Here is a 23,237-nt window from a genome sequence, read left to right as displayed (position 1 = left end):
GACCGCTCCCTGTCCCGGCCGTCGAGGCGAACAGGGAGGCGGACGGGCCCCGGTGACGGTGCGGGATCGATTCATGGAAGCGGACTCCTCGGTGCGGAGCGATGTCGCGCAGCGTTCAACCGCCGTTCATGCGTGAGCGGGAGCGTTGCCCCGCAGACTCGCACCGCCAGAACTCCACGCCCCACGCCACCAGCAGCCCCTCAGGAGAACGCGATGCCGCTCAGCCGCAGGGAATTCGCCAGACAGTCCGCGCTCACCGGCGCGGGAGTCGCCCTCACCGGGGCCGTCGGCGCACTGGCCACCGCACCCGGTGCGCTCGCCGCCGAGGACACCATCGAGGAGACGGCGGCGGAGACCGCCCGCAACGACCGCGGCCACGAGAAGGCCCCCGGCTACGGTCCCCTCCTCCCCGACCCGAAGGGCATCCTCGCCCTGCCCGCCGGATTCTCGTACCGCGTCATCACGCACAGCGGTGTCACCAAGCTGGAGTCGGGCGAGTTCACCCCGTCCAACCACGACGGCACCGCCGCCTTCGAGGGCCGCCGAGGAGTCACGCTGCTCGTCAACAACCACGAGCTCAAGGGCGCCCGCTCCAAGTGGGAGTACCCCGTCCCGCTCACCGACGGACTCGTGTACGACCCGGCCGCGGCCGGTGGCTGCACCATCGTGGAGACCCATCACGACGGCCGTACCGCCGAGTGGGTCGGGATCGCCGGTACGTCCACCAACTGCGCGGGCGGCAGCACCCCATGGGGGACCTGGCTGACCTGCGAGGAGAACTCCGACCGGGCCGGCCAGAAGGGTATGACCAAGGACCACGGCTACGTCTTCGAGGTCGACCCGTACGACCGGCGGGCCAACCGTCACCCCAAGCCGATCAAGGCCTTCGGACGCTACGACCACGAGGCCGTCGTCGTCGACCCGAAGCGCGGCCATGTCTACCTCACCGAGGACGCCGCCGGCCCCAACGGACTCTTCTACCGCTGGGTGCCGCCCACCGGCTTCCGGCACGGCCGCGGAAGACTGCGCCACCTCCCCGACGACGCCGGTGTCCTGCAGGCACCCACGTGCTACGACGCGGGCGGCCGTTACATCGACGACCTGTCCCGGGCCACCCGCATCGGCACCGTCTACGGCGTCGACTGGACGGACGTCCCCGACCGCGACGGCAAGGACGTTGCGGTGCGTCAGCAGTTCGGCGAGGGCCGGGTCACCCGGGCGCGCAAGCTCGAGGGCATGTGGTGGGCGGACGGCGGCGCGTACATGGTTTCCTCGTACGCCCGCGACGAGAGCCCGGGCGTGCCGCACGACGGCCAGGTCTGGTTCTACGACCCGCGGCGCCGGACCCTCACCCTCAAGGTGCTGCTGGGCGTCAACGCGGACCCGTCGAAGGACGGTGCGTACGACGGTCCCGACAACATCACCGTCTCGCCCTACGGCGGTCTGATCATCGCCGAGGACGGCGAGGGCGTCCAGCACCTGTTCGGCGCCACCGAGCGCGGCCGCATCTACCCGATCGCCCGCAACGACCTGAACGTGGGCACCGAAGAGGAGCCGGAGTACAGCGAGTTCACCGGTGTGGTCTTCTCGCCCGACGGACGGACACTGTTCGCCAACATCCAGGACCCCGGCATCATGGTCGCCATCACCGGCCCGTGGAAGCGCCTGCGTCCCTGCTGACCGCCCGCCGGAAAACCCGTGGCGCGGACTCGGCCCGTCTTCCTAGAGTGATGCATGTCCAGGTGCGCAGGCAGGACCTACTTCCACTCATAATGGGGAGGCCACGGGTTCGAGTCCCGTCACCGGTACTCAGGCCGGTGTAGCTCAGGGGCCAGAGCACCAACACGTCGGTTCCGCCGAACTGTCCTCTGGACATCACAACTTCATGCACCTCCCGGTGCGCAGACTGCGGTTACTTGTCTCTCAAACAAATCCAACCGCCGTCACCTTGATCTCGGGAGGCTCAGCATTGACGAGCGTGCCCGGTGCGCAGGCAACGGATACTTCATGGGGAACCGCCGGTTGCGGGTTCGAGTCCCGTCACGTCCTCGGGACGTGTAGCTCAATCGGGTAGAGCAGCAGTTGTATGGACCGTCGCCGACCTCTGAACTCGGGCACCCCGTCATCGTCTCTTGGTGCTGTGCCTCCCCGACTCACATCGAATTCGGGGGAATTCACATGGCACGCTTCAACACCCGCGCCGCGCGTCGAGCGGGGGGCACCTCGCCCGTACGCTCCACCGGCCGCACCGTCACCCATCAGGGCGGCGTCGGTGCGCAGCGCGACGCGCGGTCCGAGCTCTTCCTGCTCGCCGTCGCCAACTTCGTCTCGCAGCAGACGTTCCACGAGTCCGGCGACGCCCGTGACAACCGCTTCGCCGCGCTCGTCCGCAAGCTCGCCGTCGAGGACCCCGAGTGGACCGCCGGTCTGCTCGGATGGCTGCGCGGCGATGCCAACATGCGTACGGCCTCGCTCGTCGGCGCCGCCGAGTACGTGAAGGCCCGCCTCGACGCGGGCGCCACCGAGGGCCCGGCGAACCGGCAGGTCATCGCCTCCGTGCTGCGACGCGCCGATGAGCCGGGCGAGCTGCTCGGCTACTGGACCTCGAGGTACGGGCGGGCCGTGCCCAAGCCCGTCAAGCGCGGAATCGCCGATGCCGTACGCCGTCTGTACAACGGCAAGTCGCTGCTGAAGTACGACACCGCCGCCAGGAGCTACCGCTTCGGTGACATCCTCAATCTGGTGCACGCCTCGCCCGACCCGGAGAAGCCCTGGCAGGGCGAGCTCTTCCAGTACGCACTCGACCGCCGGTACCACCCGGACACGGCCCTCCCGCCCGGCTCGAACCGGGTGCTCACGGCCCACCGGGCGCTGATGGCACTGCCGGTGCCCGAGCGGCGTGCCGTGGTCACCGGACCGGACGGCGCGGCCCGGCTGGCCGAGGCAGGGATGACCTGGGAGGTGCTGGCGGGCTGGCTGCAGGGGCCGATGGACGCGGCGGCATGGGAGGCCGTGATTCCCTCCATGGGCGCGATGGCGCTGGTCCGCAACCTGCGGAACTTCGACGAGGCGGGGGTCTCGGACGAGGCCGCCGCGCACATCGCGGCGAAGATATCGGATCCGGAAGTCGTCGCGGCCTCGCGTCAGTTCCCGTTCCGCTATCTGGCGGCCTACCAGCACGCGCCGTCGCTGCGCTGGTCCTACGCGCTGGAGAAGGCACTCGGCCACTCGCTCGCCCAGGTACCCGCGCTGCCCGGCCGCACGCTGATCCTGGTGGACCGATCGGGCTCCATGTGGGCACCGCTGTCGGACCGTTCGCAGCTCAACCGGGCCGACGCGGCAGCGATCTTCGGTTCTGCCGTGGCCATGCGGGCGGCCGACGCCGATCTGGTCGAGTTCGGCACCACGAGCGCCCGTGTGAAGTACCGCAAGGGCGAGTCCGTGCTCAAGGTGCTCGGGCGTTTCGGTGATCTCGGCGGCACCAACACCACCGAGGCGGTCCGCAGGCACTACAAGAAGCACGACCGGGTGCTGATCGTCACCGACGAGCAGGCGATGTACAGCCACCACGGCGATCCGACCGCCCAGGTCCCGGCGCACATTCCCGTCTACACCTGGAACCTGGCGGGGTACCGGGCCGGTCACGGCCCCTCCGGTGAGGGCAACCGCCATACCTTCGGAGGCCTGACCGACGCGGCCTTCCGGATGGTTCCGCTGCTGGAGGCGGGCCGCAACGCGCACTGGCCCTGGCTCACCGCCTGACCCTGGTCCCCGGCCGCCCCGAGGCGGCCGGGGACCAGGGGCGCGCGCTGGTGCGCGGTGCGCCGGAGAGGTTCACCGGCTCGCGACGCCCTGCACAACCCCCCTCCGGGCCGTTGCCGGCAGGTGCACCCGTGCTGCGTTGTCGCATCACGCGAGTACATCCGGTACGAGGGTGATCTCCCCCGGCCTCCGGCCGGTGGGGGGCACCCCCGCCGGGGCCAGGGGGTGCCCCCACCGCCTTGCGATGCTTCCCCTCGGCCCTGGCGGGCCCGGGGAGACCGGGGGTGCCGGACGCCGCGAGCTTCCCGGCAGGCCGCCCGGACAGGACCTGGGGCCTCTCGTTTGGATCTTGCCGGGCTCGTGTGCCCCGCTCACCGATCCGGCCTGATCCGGACGAAAGACCCTAGAGCGACTGGGCCGCGGGCTTGACCATGCCGCGGACGGTGCGGGACTTCACGAACTCGCCCATCGCAGTCATTTCCCACTCGCCGGAGAACTGCCTGATCAGCTTGGCCATCATCACCCCGGTCTGCGGTTCGGCACCGGTCAGGTCGAAGCGGACGAGCTCCTCGCCCGTCGCGGCGTCCATCAGCCGGCAGTACGCCTTCGCGACCTCGGTGAACTTCTGCCCGGAGAAGGAGTTGACCGTGAAGACGAGACCCGTCGCCTCGGCCGGAAGCCGGCCCAGATCGACCACGATCACCTCGTCGTCGCCCGCGCCCTCACCGGTCAGATTGTCGCCCGAGTGCTTGATCGCGCCGCCCAGGATGGAGAGCTTTCCGAAGTAGCAGCTGTCCAGATGGTTCCGCTGCGGGCCGTAGGCGATCACGGACGCGTCCAGGTCGATGTCCTTGCCGCGGAACGCCGGCTCCCAGCCGAGACCCATCTTGACCTGGGAGAGCAGCGGCCGGCCGCCCTTGACCAGGGACACCGTCTGGTTCTTCTGGAGACTGACGCGGCCCTTGTCCAGATTGATCTTCCCGGTGCCGGGCGCGGGCGTGGCGGCCGCGGGTGCCGCCGCCGGAGCGGGCGGTGCAGCCACGCGCGGGTCCGGGGCTGGGGTGGGCACGGGCGCCGGAGCGGCCGCGGGTGCCGCTGCGGCCTGCTCGTCCTCGACCGAGACCCCGAAGTCGGTGGCAATACCCGCCAGCCCGTTCGCATACCCCTGCCCGACCGCGCGGGCCTTCCACGCGCCGTTCCGCAGATAGATCTCGACGATCACCAGCGCCGTCTCCGTCGCCAGTCGTGGTGGTGTGAAGGTCGCCAGTACGGAGCTGTCGTCGGCGTTGCGGACCGTGGCTGTGGGCTCGATGCCCTGGAAGCTCTGGCCTGCGGCATCAGGGCTGGCCGTGACCACGATCTTCTCGATACCGGCCGGGACCGCGGCGGTGTCGACGATGATCGCGTCGGGCGCCGTGCCCCCGCCGGACCGGTACGTCACACCGGGGCCCGTGGGCTGGTTGTAGAAGATGAAGTCGTCGTCCGAGCGCACCTTGCCGTCGGCCGTGAGCAGCAGGCCCGAGACGTCGAGCCGCACCGGGGCGGCGACGTCCACCGCCACGCGCACGGCGGTCAGGGGGATGTTCGAGCCGGGGGTCATAGCTGTCATGCCTGGGCAACGAGCGAAGCGGCTTTGCCGTTCCCTTACCTTCGGCCGAACGGTCGGCCCGGTCGGCCGTCCGGCCGAGGTCAACCCCGGCCGGACCGGTTTCTCGGGTGCATCCGGGCCGTCCGCTCGTTGCCGAACCGGTAGGCACCTGTCCAGCGGGCCATCACCAGCTGGTCGTCTCCCGACTCCACCTCGGCCAGGAACTTGTCTGCTCGGCCACCGCGCAGCGTGCCGGCGGCACGGTTGTGGTGGGTGATGGTGACGGTGCCGTCGCCGCGTCGCTCGTATCGGAAACCGGATGGTCTGGGCATGGCCCGCATCCTCCCGGTCTCCCCTGCGCCGCGCATCCGAATTTCACAGGTCCGGGTCAGCGCGGCCACATCGGCGGGTCCGTGACGAACTGCCCGCCCAGATAGGCATGGGCCCGGTTGTCGGGGGCCAGCTCGTCCTGTTCCGCAACGAGTTTCGGAGCGAACTGCTCCGAGTCGTCCTGGGGCTCGTACCCGAGGGCACGCGCCGCCGAAAGGTCCCACCACAGCCTGGTGTTGGCCGACGATCCGTACACGACCGTATGGCCGATGGCCTCCGCGGTGAGCGCCGCGTGCAGGAGACGGCCGCAGTCACCCGGGCTCAGCCAGACGGACAGCATGCGCACATCGCTGGGCTCCATTTCACAGGCCCCGATCCGGACCGACACGGTCTCGATGCCGTGCCGGTCCCAGTAGAGCTGCGCCAGGTCCTCGCCGAAGCCCTTTGACAGGCCGTAGTAGGTGTCGGGGCGCCGGGGCGTGTCGACCGGGATGAGCGCATCGCCCGTGCGTGGACGTGGGGTGAAGCCGACCGCGTGGTTGCTGGACGCGAAGACGATGCGCCGCACGCCTTCCTCGCGGGCGGCCTCGTACAGGTGGTGGGTGCCTTCGACGTTCGACCGGATGATCTCCTCGAAGGGGGCCTCCAGGGAGATGCCCGCGAGATGGACGATTGCGTCGACACCCCGTACGGCCCGGTGCAGCGCCTTCCTGTCGGCGAGTTCGGCGATGACCGCGCCGGGTTCGCCCTCGATGGGTGTCACGTCGAACAGGCGGAGCTCATAGCCGTACGCGGGCAGCAGCCCCCGCATCAGGGTGCCGAGACCGCCGGCTGCGCCGGTGAGCAGGACGGTGCGGGGTGCGGGCATGGGTGGGTCCCCTCGATGCGGAATCACGACGGCCGTACACGGCGTTGACAGGCGTGGACGCTCCGGCGAACGTCCCGGTGCCGTCAAGTGTCCTGCCCGCGCGGTCGATTCGCGCCCCGGTTGCGGTTTTCGGTCAATTGCGGGTCGTCTCCTCGGCCCTGCGCGGCGAGGGCGCCCTGGAGCGTCTGCTCTCCACGCCCTCCCTGTCCATGTGCGATCCGGCCGGGCCATGCCGTGAGGACCGTCGACGCGGCCGGACCGTCCTGGCACGCTGCCTGTTTCACCCGGATGCCGGAGACCCGCGCGGCTCGGTCGTGCCGCAACCCCGGGTGACGACGCCCAGGGGATAGAGTCCCGCCCTGCGGTCTCCGAGGACCTCGGTCCCCACCGTGCGGGCATGCCGGCAGGAGCACCTGCGCGGCCGGATGCGGCAGTTGCGCCCATGTCCGGCAGGGCAGCGCCTCGGACGGCCGACGACGTAACACGGCGAAAACCTGAGCAGCCTTTCCGGTGGGAACAATCCAGCCAGCCAGCAGCGCAGGAAACGGGAGAGCTCATGCCGCAACCGCAGCCACCGCAGCCACACAACGCCGTCGACCGGTACTTCCGGATCAGCGAACGCGGGTCGACCGTCCCGCGGGAGATCCGTGGTGGCTTCGCCACGTTCTTCACGATGGCCTACATCCTCGTTCTGAACCCGATCATCCTGGGCGGCGCCGAGGACAAGTTCGGCCAGCAGCTCTCCGGCCCGGCGCTCGTCACGTCCACCGCGCTCGTGGCCGCCGTGATGACCGCGATCATGGGCCTCGGCGGCAATCTGCCGCTGGCGATCGCCGCGGGCCTCGGCCTGAACGCCGTCGTCGCCTTCCAGCTCGCTCCGCTGATGAGCTGGCCGGATGCCATGGGCCTGGTGGTCATCGAGGGCGTCATCATCTGCATCCTGGTCGTCACCGGACTGCGCGAGGCCGTCATGCACGCCATCCCGCAGCAGCTCAAGCAGGCGATCAGCGTCGGCATCGGACTCTTCATCGCGTTCATCGGCTTCATCGACGCGGGCTTTGCCACCCGTATCCCCGGTGAGACAGGAACCGTTCCGGTGCAACTGGGCACGACCGGCGAGCTCTCCGGCTGGCCGGTGCTGATCTTCTGCGCGGGTGTCCTGCTCACCATCTCGCTGATGGCCCGCAAAGTGCGGGGGGCGATCCTGATCTCCATCGTCGTGATGACGATCGCGGCGATCGTCGTCGATCAGGTCGCCGACATCGATCCGCTCGCCTGGGGTCTGACCGTCCCCGACCTTCCGGGCAGTGTCGTGGCCGCGCCCGACTTCGGCCTCGTCGGTGCCTTCAGCCTCTTCGGCGCCTTCGGACAGATCAGCGTGGTCACGCTGGTCCTTCTCGTCTTCACCCTCCTCCTGAGCGACTTCTTCGACACCATGGGCACGGTCGTCGGCGTCTCCAACGAGGCGGGCCTGCTCGACGAGAAGGGCGACGTCCCGAACCTCGGCCGCGTCCTGCTCATCGACGGAGCGGCGGCCGCCGCGGGCGGCATGGCCTCCTCCTCGTCCGCCACCTCCTACATCGAGTCGGCGGCGGGCGTCGGCGAAGGCGCCCGCACCGGACTCGCATCACTGGTCACGGGAGCGCTGTTCGCCCTCGCTCTCTTCTTCACACCGCTGGCCACGGTCGTCCCCGCCCAAGCGGCCGCACCCGCTCTCGTCGCGGTCGGCTTTCTGCTGATGACCCAGGTCCGGCACATCGACTGGCTACGGTACGAGATCGCGATCCCGGCCTTTCTGACGATCGCGGTGATGCCGTTCACGTACTCCATCACCAACGGCATCGGCGCGGGCTTCCTCGCCTACGTCGTCATCAAGACGGTGCTGGGCAAGGCACGTGAGGTCCACTGGCTGCTGTGGAGTGTCAGCGTGCTCTTCGTGGTCTATTTCGCGATCCATCCCATCGAGGAGCTGCTCGGCATCGCCTGAGGACTGTCCCGCACTTCCTGGTGGAGGTCGCCTTCGTACTGGCCTGCGGTGCATGGCATCAGCCCCCGCTCCCGATCCGGCCTGATCCGAATGCAGGGCCCTCACGATGCGAAGAGCCCGCCGCCCCAGGTCCGGTTCCGCGCCGACACCGAGAGCCCCCGCCCGAATTCTCCGGCGGGGGTTCTCGGCTGCGGTGGACGTGTGGCGACGCGGGCGGACCGAGGGCGTGGCCTATGGTGCGAGCCACTCCGCCTGGAGCTGGGGAGCCACGTTGGTCTCTCCTGTGAACAGCCAGGTCGAGGTGGCAGGACTTCCGGTGGTCTGGAAGGCCCTGAGGGAGATCACGTCACCGACATTCAGCTGAACAATCGTTGACACGTCCTGCGACGTGCCCGGGCCGACCGGTGCGTCCGCGGTGTCCTGCCCGTCGAAGGCGACGACACTGCCGTTGACGGAGATGCGAAGTTGCCGCTGCCCCTCGTCATTCGGAGTGAAGTTCCAGAGAATCCGTCCCTTGAGGAGATAGCGCCCGGCGGTGTTGACCTCCAGCGTCGAGTTCGTCGAGTCGAACATCGTGTCCGTGTCGTAGGCGGCGCCGCTGAAAGTGATCTGGGTCTCGGCGTTGGTCGGGACGGTCTGAGATTCGGCGGCGAAGATGCTCGCACCGACGTTGACCGTGGGCCCGGCGGGCCCCGGGGCCCCGGTCGGCCCCGTCGCACCCGGCCCGCCCGGGGCCCCGGTCGGCCCCGTCGCACCAGGGTCACCCGGCCCGCCCTGCGCGCCCGTCGGTCCGGTCGAGCCCGGGGCCCCCGTCGGTCCGGTCGAGCCCGGGGCCCCCGTCGGTCCCGTGGCACCAGGGTCACCCGGCTCGCCCTGCGCGCCCGTCGGTCCGGTCGAGCCCGTGGGCCCGGTCGCACCGGTCGCGCCCGTCGGGCCCCTCCTGCACCTGTCCTTGCCGCCGCGGTCCGACCCGTCCCTGCACTTGTCGTCTCCGCCGCCCAGGCTGCTCGACACGTTCACGCGTGCGCCCGTGCTCTGAGTCGCGACCGCGCCCGGACCGACGAGCCCGGCCGCCAGAACCAGCGCGAGTGAGCCCATCGCGCTGCCCGCGATCCAGGCGGCTCGACGGGGCAGGGGGCCCAGTCGGGACCCCGTCCCGTTGACAGGACCCATGTACGCGCTCCTCGTCTCGTCCGGTCGGGGCCTCGACCCACGACTCCCGAGGGCGAGTCTGACCCGCACGCAGCCGATCGTTCGGCACTCCCGGTCGGCACGCACTGATTGTCAATAACTCGGAGTAATCGACGTGACCTGCGCCGAGGGCGGGGCAGGGAGGGCAGGAGGAACGCGGGGTCCGGCGCGGTGGACCGTAGGCCGGAGGCTCGCCCCGTACGGCGCGTACCCGGGCGATCCGACCACGCGGCGAGGCGTCGTGCAGGGGTCGCGAGCCGGGCAGCCTTCCCGGCCACCGCACTGCTCGTCGCCCGGACCGGGACATCGCCGGGCCGGTCAGGACAGGCCGGCGGAGCGTGCCGACGGGCGGTCGGGGCGGTTCTCCCGTTCCCAGACACTGTGGTCGTGTGCGAACAGCGCACGCCGGACGCCGAGTGCGGCGAGCCGGTCCAGCCAGGGGCGGTACGGAGGCAGCGGCCCGGCAGCCGCGTCCGCCGCCGCCCGCCTGGCGAGCTCCGCGCACGCGAACTCACTCGCGAAGTCGTAGGCCTGGCCGGCCAGCAGGGTGTCCGAGACGACCAGCGACTGATGCCCCTCGACATGGCCCGGCGTGGGCACGATCCGCACCCCCGGCCACAGCTCGTGCTCGCCGTCGAGTTCCTCGTACGCTGCGCCGGGGTGGTCGACGAGCGCGTCGATGGTGTAGTTCCCCGCGCGCGCCGTGGCCAGTTCCTTCGCCTGGACGAGGACCGGGCGTCCGGCGAGGGCGGGATTGCCCCCGCAGTGGTCGAAGTGGAGATGGCAGTTGACCACCGCAGTGATGTCGTCCGGCCCGACGCCCGCCGCGGCGAGCGCAGCCGTGAGAGGACGGCGATGCGGGCGGTAGTGGGCGTCTGCCTCCGGACTGCCCTCGCCCATTCCGCTGTCGAAGAGCAGTACGCCCTTCTCGTGCCGGACGAGATACGCCAGGACCGCCTCGGCACGCGGATGCGGACCGCCCGTCTCGGCGGCGGGACGGACGAAGTACCCGAGGCCGAGCCTGCGGATCGCGGTCATCGGGCCACCCTCGCGGTCGCCTCGGCGGGGATACGTGAGGCCCGCCGCCTCTCGTGCCGCAGCGCAGCGCCCGTCACGACCGCGCCGAGGCCCTCCCACAGGCCGACCCCGAGGAAGCCGGACGGGGCACGCCCGGTGATGACCGCCAGGGTGAAGACCGTGCAGGTGAGGAGGCGAAACGGGACGGTCCAGCGGAAGAAGGGCTTCCAGTCGGCGAGCGACGCCAGTACGTAGTAGACGCCCATATTGACCGCGGCCATCGAGGAAGCGGTGAGAAAGACCAGGGTGTGGTCACCCTCTGCGCGGGGTGGGCCGGCCATCGGCCCGAAGCCCATGAGAGCGAGCAGCGCATCCGGAGCGATCAGTCCCACCACGCCCAGGGCGGCGGCGAGGACGCCGAACACTGCCATGGTCCAGCCGGACAGGGAACGAGGCAGGGCGCGCACTGAAGTCCTCCGGATATCAGGGGAGTCGAAGCCTGAATGACTCCTGCATACCGCGCGGCGTCCCCGTCCCGCCCACCGGGGTGCCCGGCCGGTCCCGGTCCGCCGGGGGGCTCCGCCCGTCCGCGGCCCGGCCGGGCGCGTCTACTCGAGCGCGGCCTCCATCATCTTCTGCGCGACCGGTGCCGCCTGGCCGTTGCCGCTGACCTCCGAGCGCGCCGCGCCCGAGTCCTCGACGACGACCGCGACCGCCACCTCCTTGCCGGAATCCGCGTCCTTCGCGTACGACGTGAACCAGGCGTAGGGCGTCTTGCTGTTGTTCTCGCCGTGCTGTGCCGTGCCGGTCTTGCCGCCCACCTCGGCGCCGCCGACCCTGGCATTGCTGCCGGTGCCGTCCTCGACGACCGTGACCATCGCGCTGCGCAGCTGCTCCGCCGTGGACGAGGACACGACCCGCCGGGTGTCGTCCTGGTGGCTCTCGAGGGTGTTGCCGTCCGCGTCGACCACCTCGGAAACCATACGGGGCGACGCCATGAGACCGTCGTTGGACAGTGCTGCTGACACCATGGCCATCTGCAACGGGGTCGCCGTCACATCGAACTGGCCAATACCCGTCAGCGCGGTCTGCGCCTCGTCCATCCCGGAGGGGTAGACGGATGTCGTGGCGCGCACCGGCACATCCTGCTCGGTGTCGTTGAAACCGAACTTCTCCGCCATGGCACGGACCTTGTCCTGCTCCAGATCGGCCGCCATCTTCCCGAAGACGTTGTTGCAGGAGTACCGCAGTGCGGTGCGAATGGAGGCGTTCTCGCAGGGCGCGGACTTGTTCTCGTTCTCCAGCACGGTGCGTGTGCCCGGCAGCGTGTACGGGGAGGGACTGTCCGTCCGCTCGTCGACCGACGAGTAGAGCCCGTCCTCCAGCGCCGCCGCCGCGACCACCAGCTTGAACGTCGACCCCGGGGGCAGCGGCTGGCGCAGCGCCCGGTTGAGCATCGGCTGGTCCTTGTCGCCGGTGAGCTCCTGCCAGGCCTCCCCGTCATTCGTACCGCTGATTCGCGACGGGTCGTACGACGGCGTGCTCACCATTCCCAGGATCCGGCCGTTCTTCGGGTCGATCGCGACCGCGGCACCCTTCTTGTTCCCGAGCGCCTCGAAACCGGCCTTCTGCACGGCCGGATCGATGGTGGTCAGGACGTTCCCGGGCTGTGCCTGTTTGCCGGTGAGCACGTCCAGCGGATTCTTCAGCCGGTTGTCGGTGCCGGCGAGCACGTCACCGTGGATGCCCTCGAGCTGGGTCGCGCCGTAGGCCTGGGAGCTGTAGCCGGTGACGGGCGCATAGAGCTCACCGTCGGTGTAGGTCCGCTTGTACGCGAGATCGTCTCCGTCCGTTCTCTTCGAGCCGGTGACCGGGGACCCGGCCACGACGATGTCCCCGAGCGGCTGCGCGTACTGCGCGATGGTGTTCCGCCGGTTGTGCTTGTCGTCTGCGAGAGCCTCGGCCCGGTACGCCTGCACCCAGGTGGCCCGCACCAGCAGGGCGAGCACCAGGAGCAGGCTGAAGACCGCGGCCCGCCTGATCGTCTTGTTCATCCTGTGCAGCAGGACGAGCGGCATGGACCCGTCCGTTCCGGTCTGCCGGGTTTCTCAGGAAATCCTCATCCGCGGCGCGCGGACACGGAAACGGCGGCCGCACCCGGCCGCCGTTCCCCTTCGCAGCGCTCAGCCCGGGACGATGAAGCCCGACTCGTACGCCGCGATCACCGCCTGTGTACGGTCCCGGGTACCCGTCTTCGCCAGCACCGCGGCCACATGGGTCTTCGCCGTGGCGGGGCCGACCTGCAGCTTCCGCGCGATCTCCGTGTTCGTCAGGCCGGTCGCCATCAGCCGCAGCACGTCCGCCTCGCGCGTGGTCAGGCGCGCGGCCCACGGCGGTGCGCCGGGGTCGCGGCGGGAGTGCACCGAGGCCAGGCCGCGGAGCGCTGCCGGGTAGAGCAGCGAGTCACTGCGCGCGACCAGCCGCACTGCCGCCACCAGGTCCGCCGCGGCGGCCCGCTTGAGCAGAAAGCCCGCGGCGCCGGCGCGCAGGGCGTCGTACACGTAGGAATCGTTCTCGAAGGTCGTCACGACCACGATCCGCGGGGGATCGTCGAGCGAGCCGAGTATCTGCTGAGTGGCGCGGATCCCGTCGATCTCGGGCATACGTACATCCATCAGCACCACGTCGGGCCGCAGCTCTCGCACCACCGACACCGCCTCGGCACCCGTGGCCGCCTCGCCGGCCACCTCCAGGTCCGGTTCGGCGTCGAGGATGACCCGCAACGCGGTACGGACCATCTGCTCGTCGTCGGCGAGGACGACCCTGACGGTGCTCATCGCGCGCCGTCCAGCGGCAGCCGGGCGGTCAGCCGCCAGTTGCCGTTGTGGGGGCCCGCCTCGGCACTGCCGCCGTGCAGGATTGCCCGCTCGACGATGCCAGGCACTCCGCGGCCGCCTCCCGGGCGGACGACCGGGGCGGTTTCCGGCAGTGGGTTCTCCATCGTGATCCGCAATTCTCCGTCCTTCGTCGAGATGTGCAGCGACGCCTGCCGGGCCCCGGGGCCGCGCCGGGCGCGCGGGGAGCCGCCGTGCCGCAGAGCGTTGCTGAGGCCTTCCTGCACGATGCGGTACGCGTCACGGGAGACCGGCCGGGGGACGGCCGCCAGATCGGGGGCGAGGTCGCAGGAGATGCTCAGCCCGCTGTGCGCGAGCAGGGTGTCCAGGCCCTCCAGGTCTGGTCCCGCGAGCTCGTCCGGATCGTCGTCCCGCCGCAACAGGCCGAGCACCGCGTCGAGTTCGCCCACCGTGCGGCGCGTCGTCCCCTCTATCGCCGCCAATGCCTCCCGTACGAACTCCCTGTCGCCCGGCGCATCGCTGTCGAGGACCTTGCGGGCGGCGCCCGCCTGCAAGGTCACCGCGCTCAGCGCATGGCCCACGGAGTCGTGCAGTTCACGGGCGAGGCGGTTGCGCACGGCGAGCTCGGCGGCCCGCCGCTCGGCCGCAGCCAGCCGGTCCTCGGGCGTCGGTCCCAGCAGCAGCGGGGCCTGACGGGCGAGCAGAGCACCCGCCCCGGCCGCGCATGCCGCGAGCGCCAGCAGCATTGCGATCCCGGCGAACGGGGCGAGTGCCAGGACCCAGGCCCGGTCCAGCGACTCGGGCAGACGCGCCCAGCGGCGGATGTCCGCCGAGAGCGGCAGCAGCGCCGTGGTCACCGCGAACGGCGGAAGCGCCAGCGAAGCCCCGCTGACCAGAGCGCCGAGCCCCAGATGAAGGGTGAACCAGCCCGCCGTGCGCACCTTGGCGGCCGGGGTCCTCGCGGGCCCGTCCGCGAACCGGTCACCGGCCACACCGCACAGTGCCCGTGCTGCCGCCACCGACATCGGCCGGGTCAGCGGGAACACCGCGGTCACGGCGGCGAGCGGCAGGGCGACCCCGTAGGCACCGAACTGCACCACGGGCGAGTTCAAGAACGTGTCGTCCCCTCCGGCGAGGGGACCGACGACGACCGTGCCGAGCAGCCAGTAGGGCATCAGCAGGGCGCCGCCGAGGATCAGATGGACCCAGCGCAGCCGGGCGCGGGACCCGAGCAGTACCCCGAACGCCCTTCTCATGCCCCGCGCCGCCGCACGAAGGACGCCGTTCCGGTGGCCACCAGCAGACCGATGATCATCCCGACAGCGTAGGCGGCCATCGACAGACCCGAGGTGCGTTCGGTGCCATTCGCGCCGGGCAGCACCGCGGCGATCAGCAGCCAGACGCCCCAGCAGCCCACTGCGCCCGACCCCAGCCAGGCCATGCCCAGCGGGACCTTCACCGGCAGCGACCGCCCCCGGGACCCGGCCGGGCGGAAGACGAGCAGCAGCAGGCCCGCCACGCCGATGGCCAGGTACAGGGCGCTGACCGCTTCGAGGACGAAGAAGTCCGTGGTACGCCGCCCTGCCTGGGACGCGGACAGCCCGGCCGTCCCGCCGGACGCCCAGTACAGCCGTACCCCGGCGGGGAAGAGCGCGAGTACGGCACCGGCCACGGCGGTCGCCCTGTGCAGCGCAGTGCCGTCGGGCACGTCGGCGATCCGTCCGCGCCAGACGTGGCCCCAGCGTTCGCGGGCACAGAGCACGAAGAGCGTGCCGAGAGCCAGCCCCTGCACGATGAAGCCGGTGTAGACGACGCCGAACACCCACTCGTCGAGGAACGGTTCGTCCGGGCCGCTCGTGGGACCGCTGCCGGTCGAGGCCCGGGTCAGCAGCTGAACCGGGAACCCGACCATGATCGGGACGAGCAGTCCGCCCGCGACCCACATCGGCACGGCGACCAGCCAGGCCGGAACCCGCCGCCCCCAGGCCTGACTGAGCAGCAGGGCGAGCACGATGACGGCGCTGTCCATCAGCACGGTGACGCTGTTGGCGACCATCATCAGGCCGCGGTGCTCCAGCAGCGCGCTGCCCTCGGGAATCCCGATCCGGCTCCCGGCGATCCAGGCGGTCTTGAGCGCCAGATACGGCACGCAGGACACCACGGCGACGGTGCGCAGGGCCCTTCGGCCGCGGCCGGGCGGGGGGCCGGGCAGCTGGGGAGCTGTGGTGAGCGGTGTCGATGTCATGCCCCACACACTTCCGGCCGACGTTCCGAGGCACCTCCTGCCCGATGACGAGCCGCCTCCGTCATATGGCGGAGGGGCCCATGCCGCCGCTCCCCTCGGCCGAGCGCGAGCAGCATTTCCTCGGTGTGCTCGGCGCGCACGGGCGAAGCCACGGTCCCGGCCCGACGGGGAAGCCGCGCGTGGCCGGGACACGGAGCGAGCCGGCGTTGCCGGCGGCGCGGGCGTCCAGCGGACGCCCGGGTACTTCGTCGAGCAGCGTACGCAGCGCGGCGGTCGCCACACCGAGTCCGCGGGAGGAGCGGGCGATCCGGTACGGATCGGGGTCCGGCCCCTCGACCCCGCGCAGGGCCACCTCCGTCAAAGCCTCCGCGTCGCCATCGTCAGCCGGTCCCGCGCATCGAAGAGCGCATCCTTGATCATCTGCTCGTGGGCGGGAGTCAGCCGGGCCACCGGGACCGAGCAGCTGATCGCGTCTCGCGCCGGGGTGCGACTGGGGATGGCGACGCCGAAGCAGCGCAGCCCCAGCGTGTTCTCCTCGCGGTCGACGGCGTACCCCTGTTCGCGGATCTGCCGCAGCTCCTCGATGAGCTGCTCGCGGTCGGTGATCGTGTGTTCGGTGACCGCGGGGAGCGTCTCCGGGAGCAATGTGCGGACCTGCTCGTCGCTGTGGGTGGCGAGCAACGCCTTGCCGAGCGAGGTGGAGTGGGCGGGAAGCCGACGGCCGACACGGGTGAAGGGCCGCAGGTAGTGCTGCGACTGGCGGGTGGCGAGATAGACCACGCTGGTGCCGTCGAGGCGGGCCAGGTGGATGGTCTCGGTGGTGTCGTCCGAAAGCCGGTCGAGCGTGGGCCGGGCGGCCGCGACGACCTCGTCGCCGTCGATGTACGACGTGCCGACGAGCAGGGCGCGTACCCCGATCCCGTAGCGCGTGCCCGTCGCGTCCGTCTCCACCCAGCCCAGCTCGACGAGGGTCCGCAGCAGCATGTAGAGGCTGGACTTGGGGTAGCCCATGGCTTCCTGAACCGAGGCGAGCGAGTGCATACCGGGGCGGCCCGCGAAGTACTCGAGCAGCTCCACCGTCCGCACCGCGGACTTGACCTGCGCCCCACCCTGCTCGGCAGCTGCCATGGCCCTTGACCCCTTCAAACGCCCGGAAATAGAGTCCCCACATTCCTGGGATTCACCATTGGGAACTCTGTTCAGAATACCGAACAGCTCCGGAAAGGAAGCGGCGGTGGGAGCAGCACCAGTCTGGAGCGTGGACCCCCGAACGGGGAAGGCACGCGAGCAGGTTGCGGTCGAGGCGACGGCCGAAGAGGTCGACCGGGCGGTGAGGGCCGCGGACGCCGCACGCCCCGCGCTCACCGACCGCGCGGCGCGGTCCGCCCTGCTCCGCACCGCCGCGGATCTTCTCGACGAGGCCGGATCGCACGTCATCGAGGCCGCCGACGCCGAGACGGCCCTGGGGCCGGTGCGGCTGACCGGCGAACTCGCCAGGACCACGGTCCAGTTGCGCGCCTTCGCCGACGTGGTCGACGACGGCGGCTTCCTCGACATCCGCATCGACCACGCGGACGCCGGCCGCACCCCGCCGTGGCCCGATCTGCGCCGCTGGAAGATCCCCCTCGGGGTCGTCGCCGTCTACTCCGCGAGCAACTTCCCCCTCGCCTTCTCCGTGCCCGGCGGCGACACCGCGAGCGCACTGGCCGCGGGCTGCCCCGTCGTCGTCAAGGTCCATCCGGACCATCCGGCCACCTCCGAACTGTGTGCGTCGGTCCTGCGCAGGGCCGCGCAGCGGGTCGGACTGCCCGAGGACGTGGTCGCGCTGGTGCACGGCTTCGACGCGGGCGTGGAACTCGTACGCCATCCCCTGGTCGCCGCCGCCGGTTTCACCGGGTCGGTGCGCGGTGGGCGTGCCCTGTTCGACGCCGCGGCCGCCCGCCCCGTGCCCATTCCGTTCCATGGTGAGCTCGGGTCCCTCAACCCGGTCGTGATCACCGAGGGCGCGGCGGACGAGCGTGCAGAGGCGATCGGCGGGGGCCTCGCCGGGTCGATGACCCTGGGGGAGGGGCAGTTCTGCACCAAGCCCGGTTTCGTCCTGGCACCGGCGGGCGACGCCGGCGACCGGCTGCTCAAGTCCCTGACGGCCGCGGTGAGCGAGACCGAGCCCGGTGTGATGCTCGACCACCGGATGCGGGACGCCTTCGTCGCAGGTGTCGCCGAGCGCGCCGCGCTGGACGGCGTGGAGGCGCCCGTGACCCCCGGCGCGGGCGGAGAGCACACGGTGAGCGCGGGCTTCCTGACCGTACCCGCACAGCGCCTGGTCGCCGACGGCCCGCACGATCTGCTGCTCGAGGAGTGCTTCGGGCCGGTCACGGTCGTCGCCCGGTACACGTCGCAGGACGAGATCGCCGGAATCCTGTCCCGGCTGCCCGGCAACCTCACCGCCACGCTGCACATCTCCGGCGAGGAGGCGGCCGGCCAGGCCGCGGACCTGCTGGCCGCACTCACCCCGCTCGCCGGCCGGGTGCTGGTGGACGGGTGGCCCACCGGAGTCGCCGTCGCCCCCGCCCAGCACCACGGGGGCCCCTACCCGGCCTCCACCTCCACCTCCACCTCGGTCGGCGCCACCGCGGTCGAACGCTGGCTGCGTCCGGTCACCTACCAGTCGGCGCCGCCCGCGCTGCTCCCGCCCGAGCTGCGTGACGAGAACCCGCTCGGCCTTCCGCGCCGGGTCGACGGGTGCCCGGAAGGTCTGGAAGGCTGACCGCGTGGCCGATGTGATCACCCTGCCCGAACTCCCGTTCCCACTCAGGTCCTACGGTCCCGACGCCGACTGGTCGTACGAGAACGGTGTGCTCTCGGGCTGGGCGGGGGCACGCCAGGACCGCTTCGTACCGCCCACCGGAGAGGCCCTGGAGCCGGCATCCGACGCACCCCGGCTCCTCGGCGCCCCGGAGGGCGACTTCCAGCTGATCGCGCGGGTCAAGGTGGGCTTCGGTGCCGCCTTCGACGCGGGCGTGCTCTATCTCCACGTCGACGAGCGGGAATGGGCCAAACTCTGCCTGGAGCTGTCCCCGGACAGACCGGCCGTCTGCACGGTCGTCACCCGGGGCCACTCGGACGACGCCAACTCGTTCGTGGTGGACGGCGACAGCGCCTGGCTTCGGATCAGCCGCACCGGTGGTGCCTTCGCCTTCCATGCGTCGGTCGACGGGGAGCACTGGACCTTCGTCCGCATCTTCACGCTCGGCGGCCGGGAGCGGGCGGAGGCGGCGCTCGTCGGGTTCATGGCCCAGTCGCCGGTCGGCGAGGGCTGTGTCGTCAGCTTCGACCGGATCGAGTTCAGACCGGTGTGGCCTGACGGGCTGCGCGACGGGTCCTGAGCAGCCGCTCCCGGAGTGCCGTGGAATGAACGGGGCGCCGTGACCGTCTTCATCCCTAGGACCTCCGGTGGAGGTGGTGACAGTGGTCGTGGGCACCCTTTGGAAGATCATCCCGGTCGTCGCGGTGTCCGCCGCGGTGGTGGTCAAGATCTGCAAGGTTCTTCTCTGGATGCGCAAGCACCGGCCCAAGAAGTGAGGGGCACCGCGCCCCGGGGACGAGCCGTGGGCGCGGGCGCGTCCCCCGGCCGTCCGGCCCGGCGATGGCGGCCGCCGTCCGGGCCCGGTGAGGGGTGCCGGGCCGCGCAGCGTCGCGTTGCTGCGGGCCGGGGAATGACGGGGGCCGCGCCGGCGTTGACCGCCCCGGGCAGGGCGCACATGTGCCCGCGCCCGGAGCCGTGACCCCGATCCGATCCGGAGAGAACCAGTCCTATGCGCGTCGAGATCTGGAGCGACATCGCCTGCCCGTGGTGCTACATCGGCAAGGCCCGCTTCGAGAAGGGGCTCGCGGCCTTCGCCCACCGCGACGAGGTCGAGGTGGTGCACCGTTCCTTCGAGCTCGACCCCGGTCGGGCCCAGGGCGACATCGCGCCGGTGATCGACATGCTGGCGAAGAAGTACGGCCGGACGCCCGACGAGGCCCGGGCCATGGAGGAGCACGTCGCCGCCAACGCACGCGCCGAGGGGCTCGACTACCGCACCGAGGGCCGTGACCACGGCAACACCTTCGACATCCACCGTCTGCTCCACTTCGCCGCGGCACGCGGACGCCGGAACGAGCTCCTGGACCTCGCCTACCGGGCGAACTTCGCCGAGGACCGCTCCGTGTTCGATGCCACGGTGCTGGTCGAGCTGGCCGTCGAGGCCGGTCTGGACGCCGAGGAGGCCCGGGCGGTGCTCGCCGACGGGGGCGCGTACGCCGAGGGGGTACGGGCGGACGAGCGCGAGGCAGCGGAGCTCGGGGCGAACGCGGTTCCGTTCTTCGTCCTCGACCGGCGCTACGGAGTCTCCGGCGGACAGCCCGCCGAGGTCTTCACCCGTGCGCTCGAGCAGGCATGGCAGGGCAGGGAGCCCGTCCCCGCGACCGCGGACGGCGCCCCGGCCTGCGACGCGGAGGGCGCGTGCGAGGTGCCGTCCCGGGACTGATCCGCGGCGCACGGCGGGTGGGCGCGACGTAGGGTCTGGACACATGGACATCCTGGGAGGCGCCGAGTTCGCGCCCACGTCGACGTATCTGAACACCTCCACCTGCGGTCTGTGGCCGCGCCGTTCGGTCGAGGCTGTCGGAAGGCTCGCGCAGGAGATCGCCGACGGCCGCCCGGAGGGCTCGGGCAGCTCCGGAGCGGTCGAGGCGGCCCGCGCCTCCTTCGCCCGTCTGATGGGCGTGCCCCCGGAGCGTGTCGCGATCGGAGGTTCGGTCGCCGTCCACGTCGGGCTGATCGCGGCCTCGCTGCCCGCCGGCGCCGAAGTCGTCGTGCCCGACGGTGAGTTCAGCTCCATGGTCACCCCCTTCAACGCCCGTGGCGATCTGAAGGTGAGGTCCGCGCCGCTGGACGGGATCGCCGCTGCCGTGGGGCCCGGCACCGCGCTGGTCGCCCTGTCCGCCGTGCAGTCCGCCGACGGCAGGATCGCGGACCTTCCCGCGGTCCGGGGCGCCGCGGCCGCGCACGGGGCCCGTGTCCTCCTCGACGCCAGCCAGGCCGCGGGCTGGCTGCCGCTGAATGCGGGGGACTACGACTACACCGTCACCGCCGGGTTCAAGTACCTGCTCTGTCCGCGCGGCGCGTCGTTCCTCACCGTCACCGAGGAGGCGCAGGAGTCACTGGCCCCGGTGCACGCGGGGATGTTCGCTGCCCAGGATCCGGCGGGGAGTACGTACGGGCCCGTCGAGGAGTTCGCCCGCTCCGCCCGGCGCTACGACGAGCCGCCGTCGTTCCTCGCCTACCACGCGGCCGAGCAGTCGCTTCCGTTGCTGGAGAAGATCGGGATCGACGTGCTGCACGCCCACAACACGGCACTCGCGGCGCGTTTCCGGGCAGGGCTGGTGGAGCTCGGTCATGCTCCCGTCCCGGGCGACTCGGGCATCGTCGCCGTACCCGGCCTGGGTGAGCGGCAGCCCCGGCTCGCCCGCGCCGGGATCGTCGTGTCCGCCCGCGCGGGCAATCTGCGGGCCTCCTTCCACCTCTACAACTCGGAGGCGGACGTGGACAGGGCGCTCGACGTGCTCTCTGCCTGAGCGGCGGCGCCCGGGGGCGTCACACCGGGGCACTCGGCCGTCTCCGTGCAGAGGTTCGCCTCCACCCTGGCCAGCAGGCGGCCGAGCTCCGCCCGCTCGTCCGGGTCGAGGCCGGCGAGCGTGTGCTCCTCCAGCTCACCCCAGGCGCGGGTCACATCGGTGAACAGCGCGCAGCTGTTCTCCGTCGCCTCGACGAGTACCGCACGCCGGTCCGCCGGGTCGGGCCGGCGCCGGACGTGTCCGGACTGCTCGAGGCGCTGGAGCATCTTGGTGATGGTCGACGGGTCGAGTTCGCAGAGCTTGATGAGTTCCGACTGCCGTACCGGTCCGGTCTGCCAGAGGTGCATCATCACCGTCTCCTGGCCGGGATAGAGCCCGACCTGCCGGAGCAGCTTGCCCGCGGCGATGCGATGGAGGCGGGCCACCCGAGTGACGGCATGGGTCACCGGGCCGCTGCGGGCGACGAGCGGCAGCCGGTCGCCGGGACAGGCGGGGTCGGCCTCGCGGTTCATCGGGCCTCCTCAGGGCTCTTCTGGCGGGACGCTCGGGCAGTCCCCGACGTTCCCACACATTCCTGCGACCAGATTACCTTGGTCGGCCAATTAATGAGCTACAGTGGGACTCGCGCCAGTTACTTGGCCGACCAACTTTGCCTGCCTCTGGAGCCCCCATGACCAGCGCCTTCGATCCGATCGACCTGTCCGGCACGCGGCTCGCCAACCGCATCGCCATGGCACCCATGACCCGCAGCCGCGCCTTCGGCCCGGGCCTGACCCCGACCGACTCCACCGTCGAGTACTACGCCCAGCGCGCGACGGCAGGGCTGATCATCACCGAGGGCGTCCAGCCCTCCGTCGTGGGCCAGGGCTACCCCGACACCCCGGGCCTGCACAGCGACGGGCAGATCGCCGCTTGGCGCCGGGTCACCGACGCCGTCCACGCCAGGGGCGGCCGGATCTTCGCCCAGCTCATGCACGCGGGCAGGATCGGCCACCCGTCGCTGCTGCCCGACGGGCACGTGCCCGTCAGTGCATCCGCCGTGAAGCCGGCGGGCCAGCTCTACACCCACGACGGGCCCGTCGACTTCGTGACCCCGCGCGAGCTGACGGGTGACGAGGTACGGGCCACCATCGCCGATTTCGCCACGGCAGCGCGCAACGCCGTCGAGGCCGGCTTCGACGGGGTCGAGCTGCACGGGGCCAACGGCTATCTCATCCACCAGTTCCTCGCGCCCAACACCAACCGGCGCACCGATGAGTGGGGCGGCGACGCCCGGGGCCGCATCCGCTTCGCCGTCGAGGTCACCAAGGCCGTCGCCGCAGCCATCGGCGCGGAGCGGACCGCGATCCGGATCTCGCCCACCAACCCGTACAACGACATCGCCGAGCCCCTCGAGGAGGCCGAGCAGGCCTACCACGCGCTCGTACGGGAACTGGAGGCGCTCGACCTCGCCTATCTGCACATCCTGGAGGCAACTCCCGAACTGCGCACACTCACGCTCGAGCTGCGCAAGGAGTACCCCGGAACGGTCGTCCTGAACGCGGCGACCGAAGGCCCGACCGGTCCCGGAGCGCTCGCCCTGATCGAGGACGGCATCGCCGACATCGTGTCGTACGGAGCGCTCTTCCTCGCCAACCCGGACCTGCCGGCGCGGCTCAAGGCGGGTGGCCCGTACAACACCCCTGATCCGGCGAGCTTCTTCGGCGGTGGCGACGAGGGCTACATCGACTACCCGGCCCTCGAGGCCTGACACCTCGCGCCTCGCGCGTCAGGGG

22 protein-coding genes are annotated in these 23,237 nt (G+C 71.2%); 9 read left to right on the top strand and 13 right to left on the bottom strand.

Annotated elements, in window-relative coordinates:
* The first annotated feature begins 213 nt into the window (after positions 1-213).
* Both AC068D_RS14045 and AC068D_RS14040 read left to right on the top strand, forming a co-directional pair.
* Positions 214-1,680 (top strand): alkaline phosphatase PhoX, encoded by a 1,467-nt coding sequence (locus AC068D_RS14045; RefSeq protein WP_478823259.1) that lies wholly within the window; start codon positions 214-216, stop codon positions 1,678-1,680.
* Between the two features lie 498 nt (positions 1,681-2,178).
* Positions 2,179-3,762, top strand: coding sequence for a TROVE domain-containing protein (locus AC068D_RS14040; RefSeq protein WP_478823258.1), 1,584 nt, complete (start codon positions 2,179-2,181; stop codon positions 3,760-3,762).
* 403 nt (positions 3,763-4,165) lie between these two features.
* On the opposite strand, the gene AC068D_RS14035 is transcribed toward AC068D_RS14040, so the two are convergent.
* From AC068D_RS14035 to AC068D_RS14025, 3 genes are all read right to left on the bottom strand, one after another.
* Complete coding sequence (locus AC068D_RS14035; RefSeq protein WP_478823257.1) at positions 4,166-5,371, bottom strand: TerD family protein; 1,206 nt, start codon at positions 5,369-5,371, stop codon at positions 4,166-4,168.
* Between the two features lie 80 nt (positions 5,372-5,451).
* Positions 5,452-5,682, bottom strand: a complete 231-nt coding sequence (locus AC068D_RS14030) for a hypothetical protein (RefSeq protein WP_478823256.1) — start codon at positions 5,680-5,682, stop codon at positions 5,452-5,454.
* A gap of 56 nt (positions 5,683-5,738) precedes the next feature.
* Complete coding sequence (locus tag AC068D_RS14025; RefSeq protein WP_478823255.1) at positions 5,739-6,548, bottom strand: NAD-dependent epimerase/dehydratase family protein; 810 nt, start codon at positions 6,546-6,548, stop codon at positions 5,739-5,741.
* Positions 6,549-7,104: 556 nt separating this feature from the next.
* On the opposite strand from AC068D_RS14025, the gene AC068D_RS14020 reads away from it, so the two are divergent.
* Positions 7,105-8,535, top strand: a complete 1,431-nt coding sequence (locus tag AC068D_RS14020) for an NCS2 family permease (RefSeq protein ID WP_478823254.1) — start codon at positions 7,105-7,107, stop codon at positions 8,533-8,535.
* Positions 8,536-8,766: 231 nt separating this feature from the next.
* Here the strand turns inward: AC068D_RS14020 and AC068D_RS14015 are convergent, their stop codons facing one another.
* The 9 genes from AC068D_RS14015 to AC068D_RS13975 form a co-directional block, all read right to left on the bottom strand.
* On the bottom strand, positions 8,767-9,708 hold the full coding sequence (locus AC068D_RS14015; protein WP_478823253.1) for a collagen-like triple helix repeat-containing protein: 942 nt from the start codon (positions 9,706-9,708) through the stop codon (positions 8,767-8,769).
* A gap of 336 nt (positions 9,709-10,044) precedes the next feature.
* Positions 10,045-10,764 (bottom strand): MBL fold metallo-hydrolase, encoded by a 720-nt coding sequence (locus AC068D_RS14010; protein ID WP_478823252.1) that lies wholly within the window; start codon positions 10,762-10,764, stop codon positions 10,045-10,047.
* Positions 10,761-11,174: a hypothetical protein gene (locus AC068D_RS14005; protein WP_478823582.1), complete on the bottom strand. Its 414-nt coding sequence runs from the start codon at positions 11,172-11,174 to the stop codon at positions 10,761-10,763. The genes AC068D_RS14010 and AC068D_RS14005 overlap by 4 nt, the downstream gene beginning before the upstream one ends.
* Positions 11,175-11,351: 177 nt before the next feature.
* Positions 11,352-12,797, bottom strand: a complete 1,446-nt coding sequence (locus AC068D_RS14000) for a peptidoglycan D,D-transpeptidase FtsI family protein (protein WP_478823581.1) — start codon at positions 12,795-12,797, stop codon at positions 11,352-11,354.
* Positions 12,798-12,926: 129 nt separating this feature from the next.
* Positions 12,927-13,580, bottom strand: coding sequence for a response regulator transcription factor (locus AC068D_RS13995; RefSeq protein ID WP_478823251.1), 654 nt, complete (start codon positions 13,578-13,580; stop codon positions 12,927-12,929).
* Positions 13,577-14,854, bottom strand: coding sequence for a sensor histidine kinase (locus AC068D_RS13990; RefSeq protein ID WP_478823250.1), 1,278 nt, complete (start codon positions 14,852-14,854; stop codon positions 13,577-13,579). Before AC068D_RS13990 ends, AC068D_RS13995 begins: the two co-directional genes overlap by 4 nt.
* On the bottom strand, positions 14,851-15,843 hold the full coding sequence (locus AC068D_RS13985; protein ID WP_478823249.1) for a hypothetical protein: 993 nt from the start codon (positions 15,841-15,843) through the stop codon (positions 14,851-14,853). The genes AC068D_RS13990 and AC068D_RS13985 overlap by 4 nt, the downstream gene beginning before the upstream one ends.
* 61 nt (positions 15,844-15,904) lie before the next feature.
* A complete protein-coding gene (locus AC068D_RS13980; protein ID WP_478823248.1) occupies positions 15,905-16,204 on the bottom strand; it encodes a hypothetical protein in 300 nt (99 codons plus the stop codon).
* Positions 16,201-16,971, bottom strand: a complete 771-nt coding sequence (locus tag AC068D_RS13975) for an IclR family transcriptional regulator (protein WP_478823247.1) — start codon at positions 16,969-16,971, stop codon at positions 16,201-16,203. The genes AC068D_RS13980 and AC068D_RS13975 overlap by 4 nt, the downstream gene beginning before the upstream one ends.
* A gap of 106 nt (positions 16,972-17,077) precedes the next feature.
* Between AC068D_RS13975 and AC068D_RS13970 the strand changes: the two genes are divergently transcribed.
* The 5 genes from AC068D_RS13970 (at position 17,078) to AC068D_RS13950 (ending at position 21,462) form a co-directional block, all read left to right on the top strand.
* A complete protein-coding gene (locus tag AC068D_RS13970; protein ID WP_478823246.1) occupies positions 17,078-18,610 on the top strand; it encodes an aldehyde dehydrogenase (NADP(+)) in 1,533 nt (510 codons plus the stop codon).
* Between the two features lie 13 nt (positions 18,611-18,623).
* Entirely contained in the window at positions 18,624-19,229 is a 606-nt protein-coding gene (locus AC068D_RS13965) for a DUF1349 domain-containing protein (RefSeq protein ID WP_478823580.1), read from the top strand.
* Between the two features lie 67 nt (positions 19,230-19,296).
* Positions 19,297-19,425 (top strand): hypothetical protein, encoded by a 129-nt coding sequence (locus tag AC068D_RS13960; RefSeq protein ID WP_478823245.1) that lies wholly within the window; start codon positions 19,297-19,299, stop codon positions 19,423-19,425.
* Positions 19,426-19,658: 233 nt separating this feature from the next.
* Entirely contained in the window at positions 19,659-20,372 is a 714-nt protein-coding gene (locus AC068D_RS13955; protein ID WP_478823244.1) for a DsbA family oxidoreductase, read from the top strand.
* Positions 20,373-20,415: 43 nt separating this feature from the next.
* A complete protein-coding gene (locus AC068D_RS13950) occupies positions 20,416-21,462 on the top strand; it encodes an aminotransferase class V-fold PLP-dependent enzyme (protein ID WP_478823243.1) in 1,047 nt (348 codons plus the stop codon).
* Here the strand turns inward: AC068D_RS13950 and AC068D_RS13945 are convergent.
* Entirely contained in the window at positions 21,411-21,974 is a 564-nt protein-coding gene (locus tag AC068D_RS13945) for a MarR family winged helix-turn-helix transcriptional regulator (protein WP_478823242.1), read from the bottom strand. The two genes, AC068D_RS13950 and AC068D_RS13945, sit on opposite strands and share 52 nt — an antisense overlap.
* A 158-nt stretch (positions 21,975-22,132) precedes the next feature.
* On the opposite strand from AC068D_RS13945, the gene AC068D_RS13940 reads away from it, so the two are divergent.
* On the top strand, positions 22,133-23,212 hold the full coding sequence (locus tag AC068D_RS13940; RefSeq protein WP_478823241.1) for an alkene reductase: 1,080 nt from the start codon (positions 22,133-22,135) through the stop codon (positions 23,210-23,212).
* The last annotated feature ends 25 nt before the right edge of the window (positions 23,213-23,237 follow it).

It is taken from the genome of Streptomyces sp. NPDC043861 (genome assembly GCF_056435905.1).
The sequence above is the reverse complement of the archived record's forward strand: the minus strand, read 5'-3'. Positions and strand labels throughout refer to the sequence as shown.

Bases quoted from the DNA above. Each gene is read 5' to 3' on its own strand.
- AC068D_RS14045 (WP_478823259.1), top strand. From the start codon at position 214: ATGCCGCTCAGCCGCAGGGAATTCGCCAGACAGTCCGCGCTCACCGGC.
- AC068D_RS13990 (WP_478823250.1), bottom strand. From the start codon at position 14,854: ATGAGAAGGGCGTTCGGGGTACTGCTCGGGTCCCGCGCCCGGCTGCGC.
- AC068D_RS13955 (WP_478823244.1), top strand. From the start codon at position 19,659: ATGCGCGTCGAGATCTGGAGCGACATCGCCTGCCCGTGGTGCTACATC.
- AC068D_RS13995 (WP_478823251.1), bottom strand. From the start codon at position 13,580: ATGAGCACCGTCAGGGTCGTCCTCGCCGACGACGAGCAGATGGTCCGT.
- AC068D_RS14015 (WP_478823253.1), bottom strand. From the start codon at position 9,708: ATGGGTCCTGTCAACGGGACGGGGTCCCGACTGGGCCCCCTGCCCCGT.
- AC068D_RS14030 (WP_478823256.1), bottom strand. From the start codon at position 5,682: ATGCCCAGACCATCCGGTTTCCGATACGAGCGACGCGGCGACGGCACC.
- AC068D_RS13940 (WP_478823241.1), top strand. From the start codon at position 22,133: ATGACCAGCGCCTTCGATCCGATCGACCTGTCCGGCACGCGGCTCGCC.
- AC068D_RS14035 (WP_478823257.1), bottom strand. From the start codon at position 5,371: ATGACAGCTATGACCCCCGGCTCGAACATCCCCCTGACCGCCGTGCGC.
- AC068D_RS14010 (WP_478823252.1), bottom strand. From the start codon at position 10,764: ATGACCGCGATCCGCAGGCTCGGCCTCGGGTACTTCGTCCGTCCCGCC.
- AC068D_RS14000 (WP_478823581.1), bottom strand. From the start codon at position 12,797: ATGAACAAGACGATCAGGCGGGCCGCGGTCTTCAGCCTGCTCCTGGTG.
- AC068D_RS14020 (WP_478823254.1), top strand. From the start codon at position 7,105: ATGCCGCAACCGCAGCCACCGCAGCCACACAACGCCGTCGACCGGTAC.
- AC068D_RS13945 (WP_478823242.1), bottom strand. From the start codon at position 21,974: ATGAACCGCGAGGCCGACCCCGCCTGTCCCGGCGACCGGCTGCCGCTC.
- AC068D_RS13950 (WP_478823243.1), top strand. From the start codon at position 20,416: ATGGACATCCTGGGAGGCGCCGAGTTCGCGCCCACGTCGACGTATCTG.
- AC068D_RS13975 (WP_478823247.1), bottom strand. From the start codon at position 16,971: ATGGCAGCTGCCGAGCAGGGTGGGGCGCAGGTCAAGTCCGCGGTGCGG.
- AC068D_RS13985 (WP_478823249.1), bottom strand. From the start codon at position 15,843: ATGACATCGACACCGCTCACCACAGCTCCCCAGCTGCCCGGCCCCCCG.
- AC068D_RS14005 (WP_478823582.1), bottom strand. From the start codon at position 11,174: ATGGCAGTGTTCGGCGTCCTCGCCGCCGCCCTGGGCGTGGTGGGACTG.
- AC068D_RS14040 (WP_478823258.1), top strand. From the start codon at position 2,179: ATGGCACGCTTCAACACCCGCGCCGCGCGTCGAGCGGGGGGCACCTCG.
- AC068D_RS14025 (WP_478823255.1), bottom strand. From the start codon at position 6,548: ATGCCCGCACCCCGCACCGTCCTGCTCACCGGCGCAGCCGGCGGTCTC.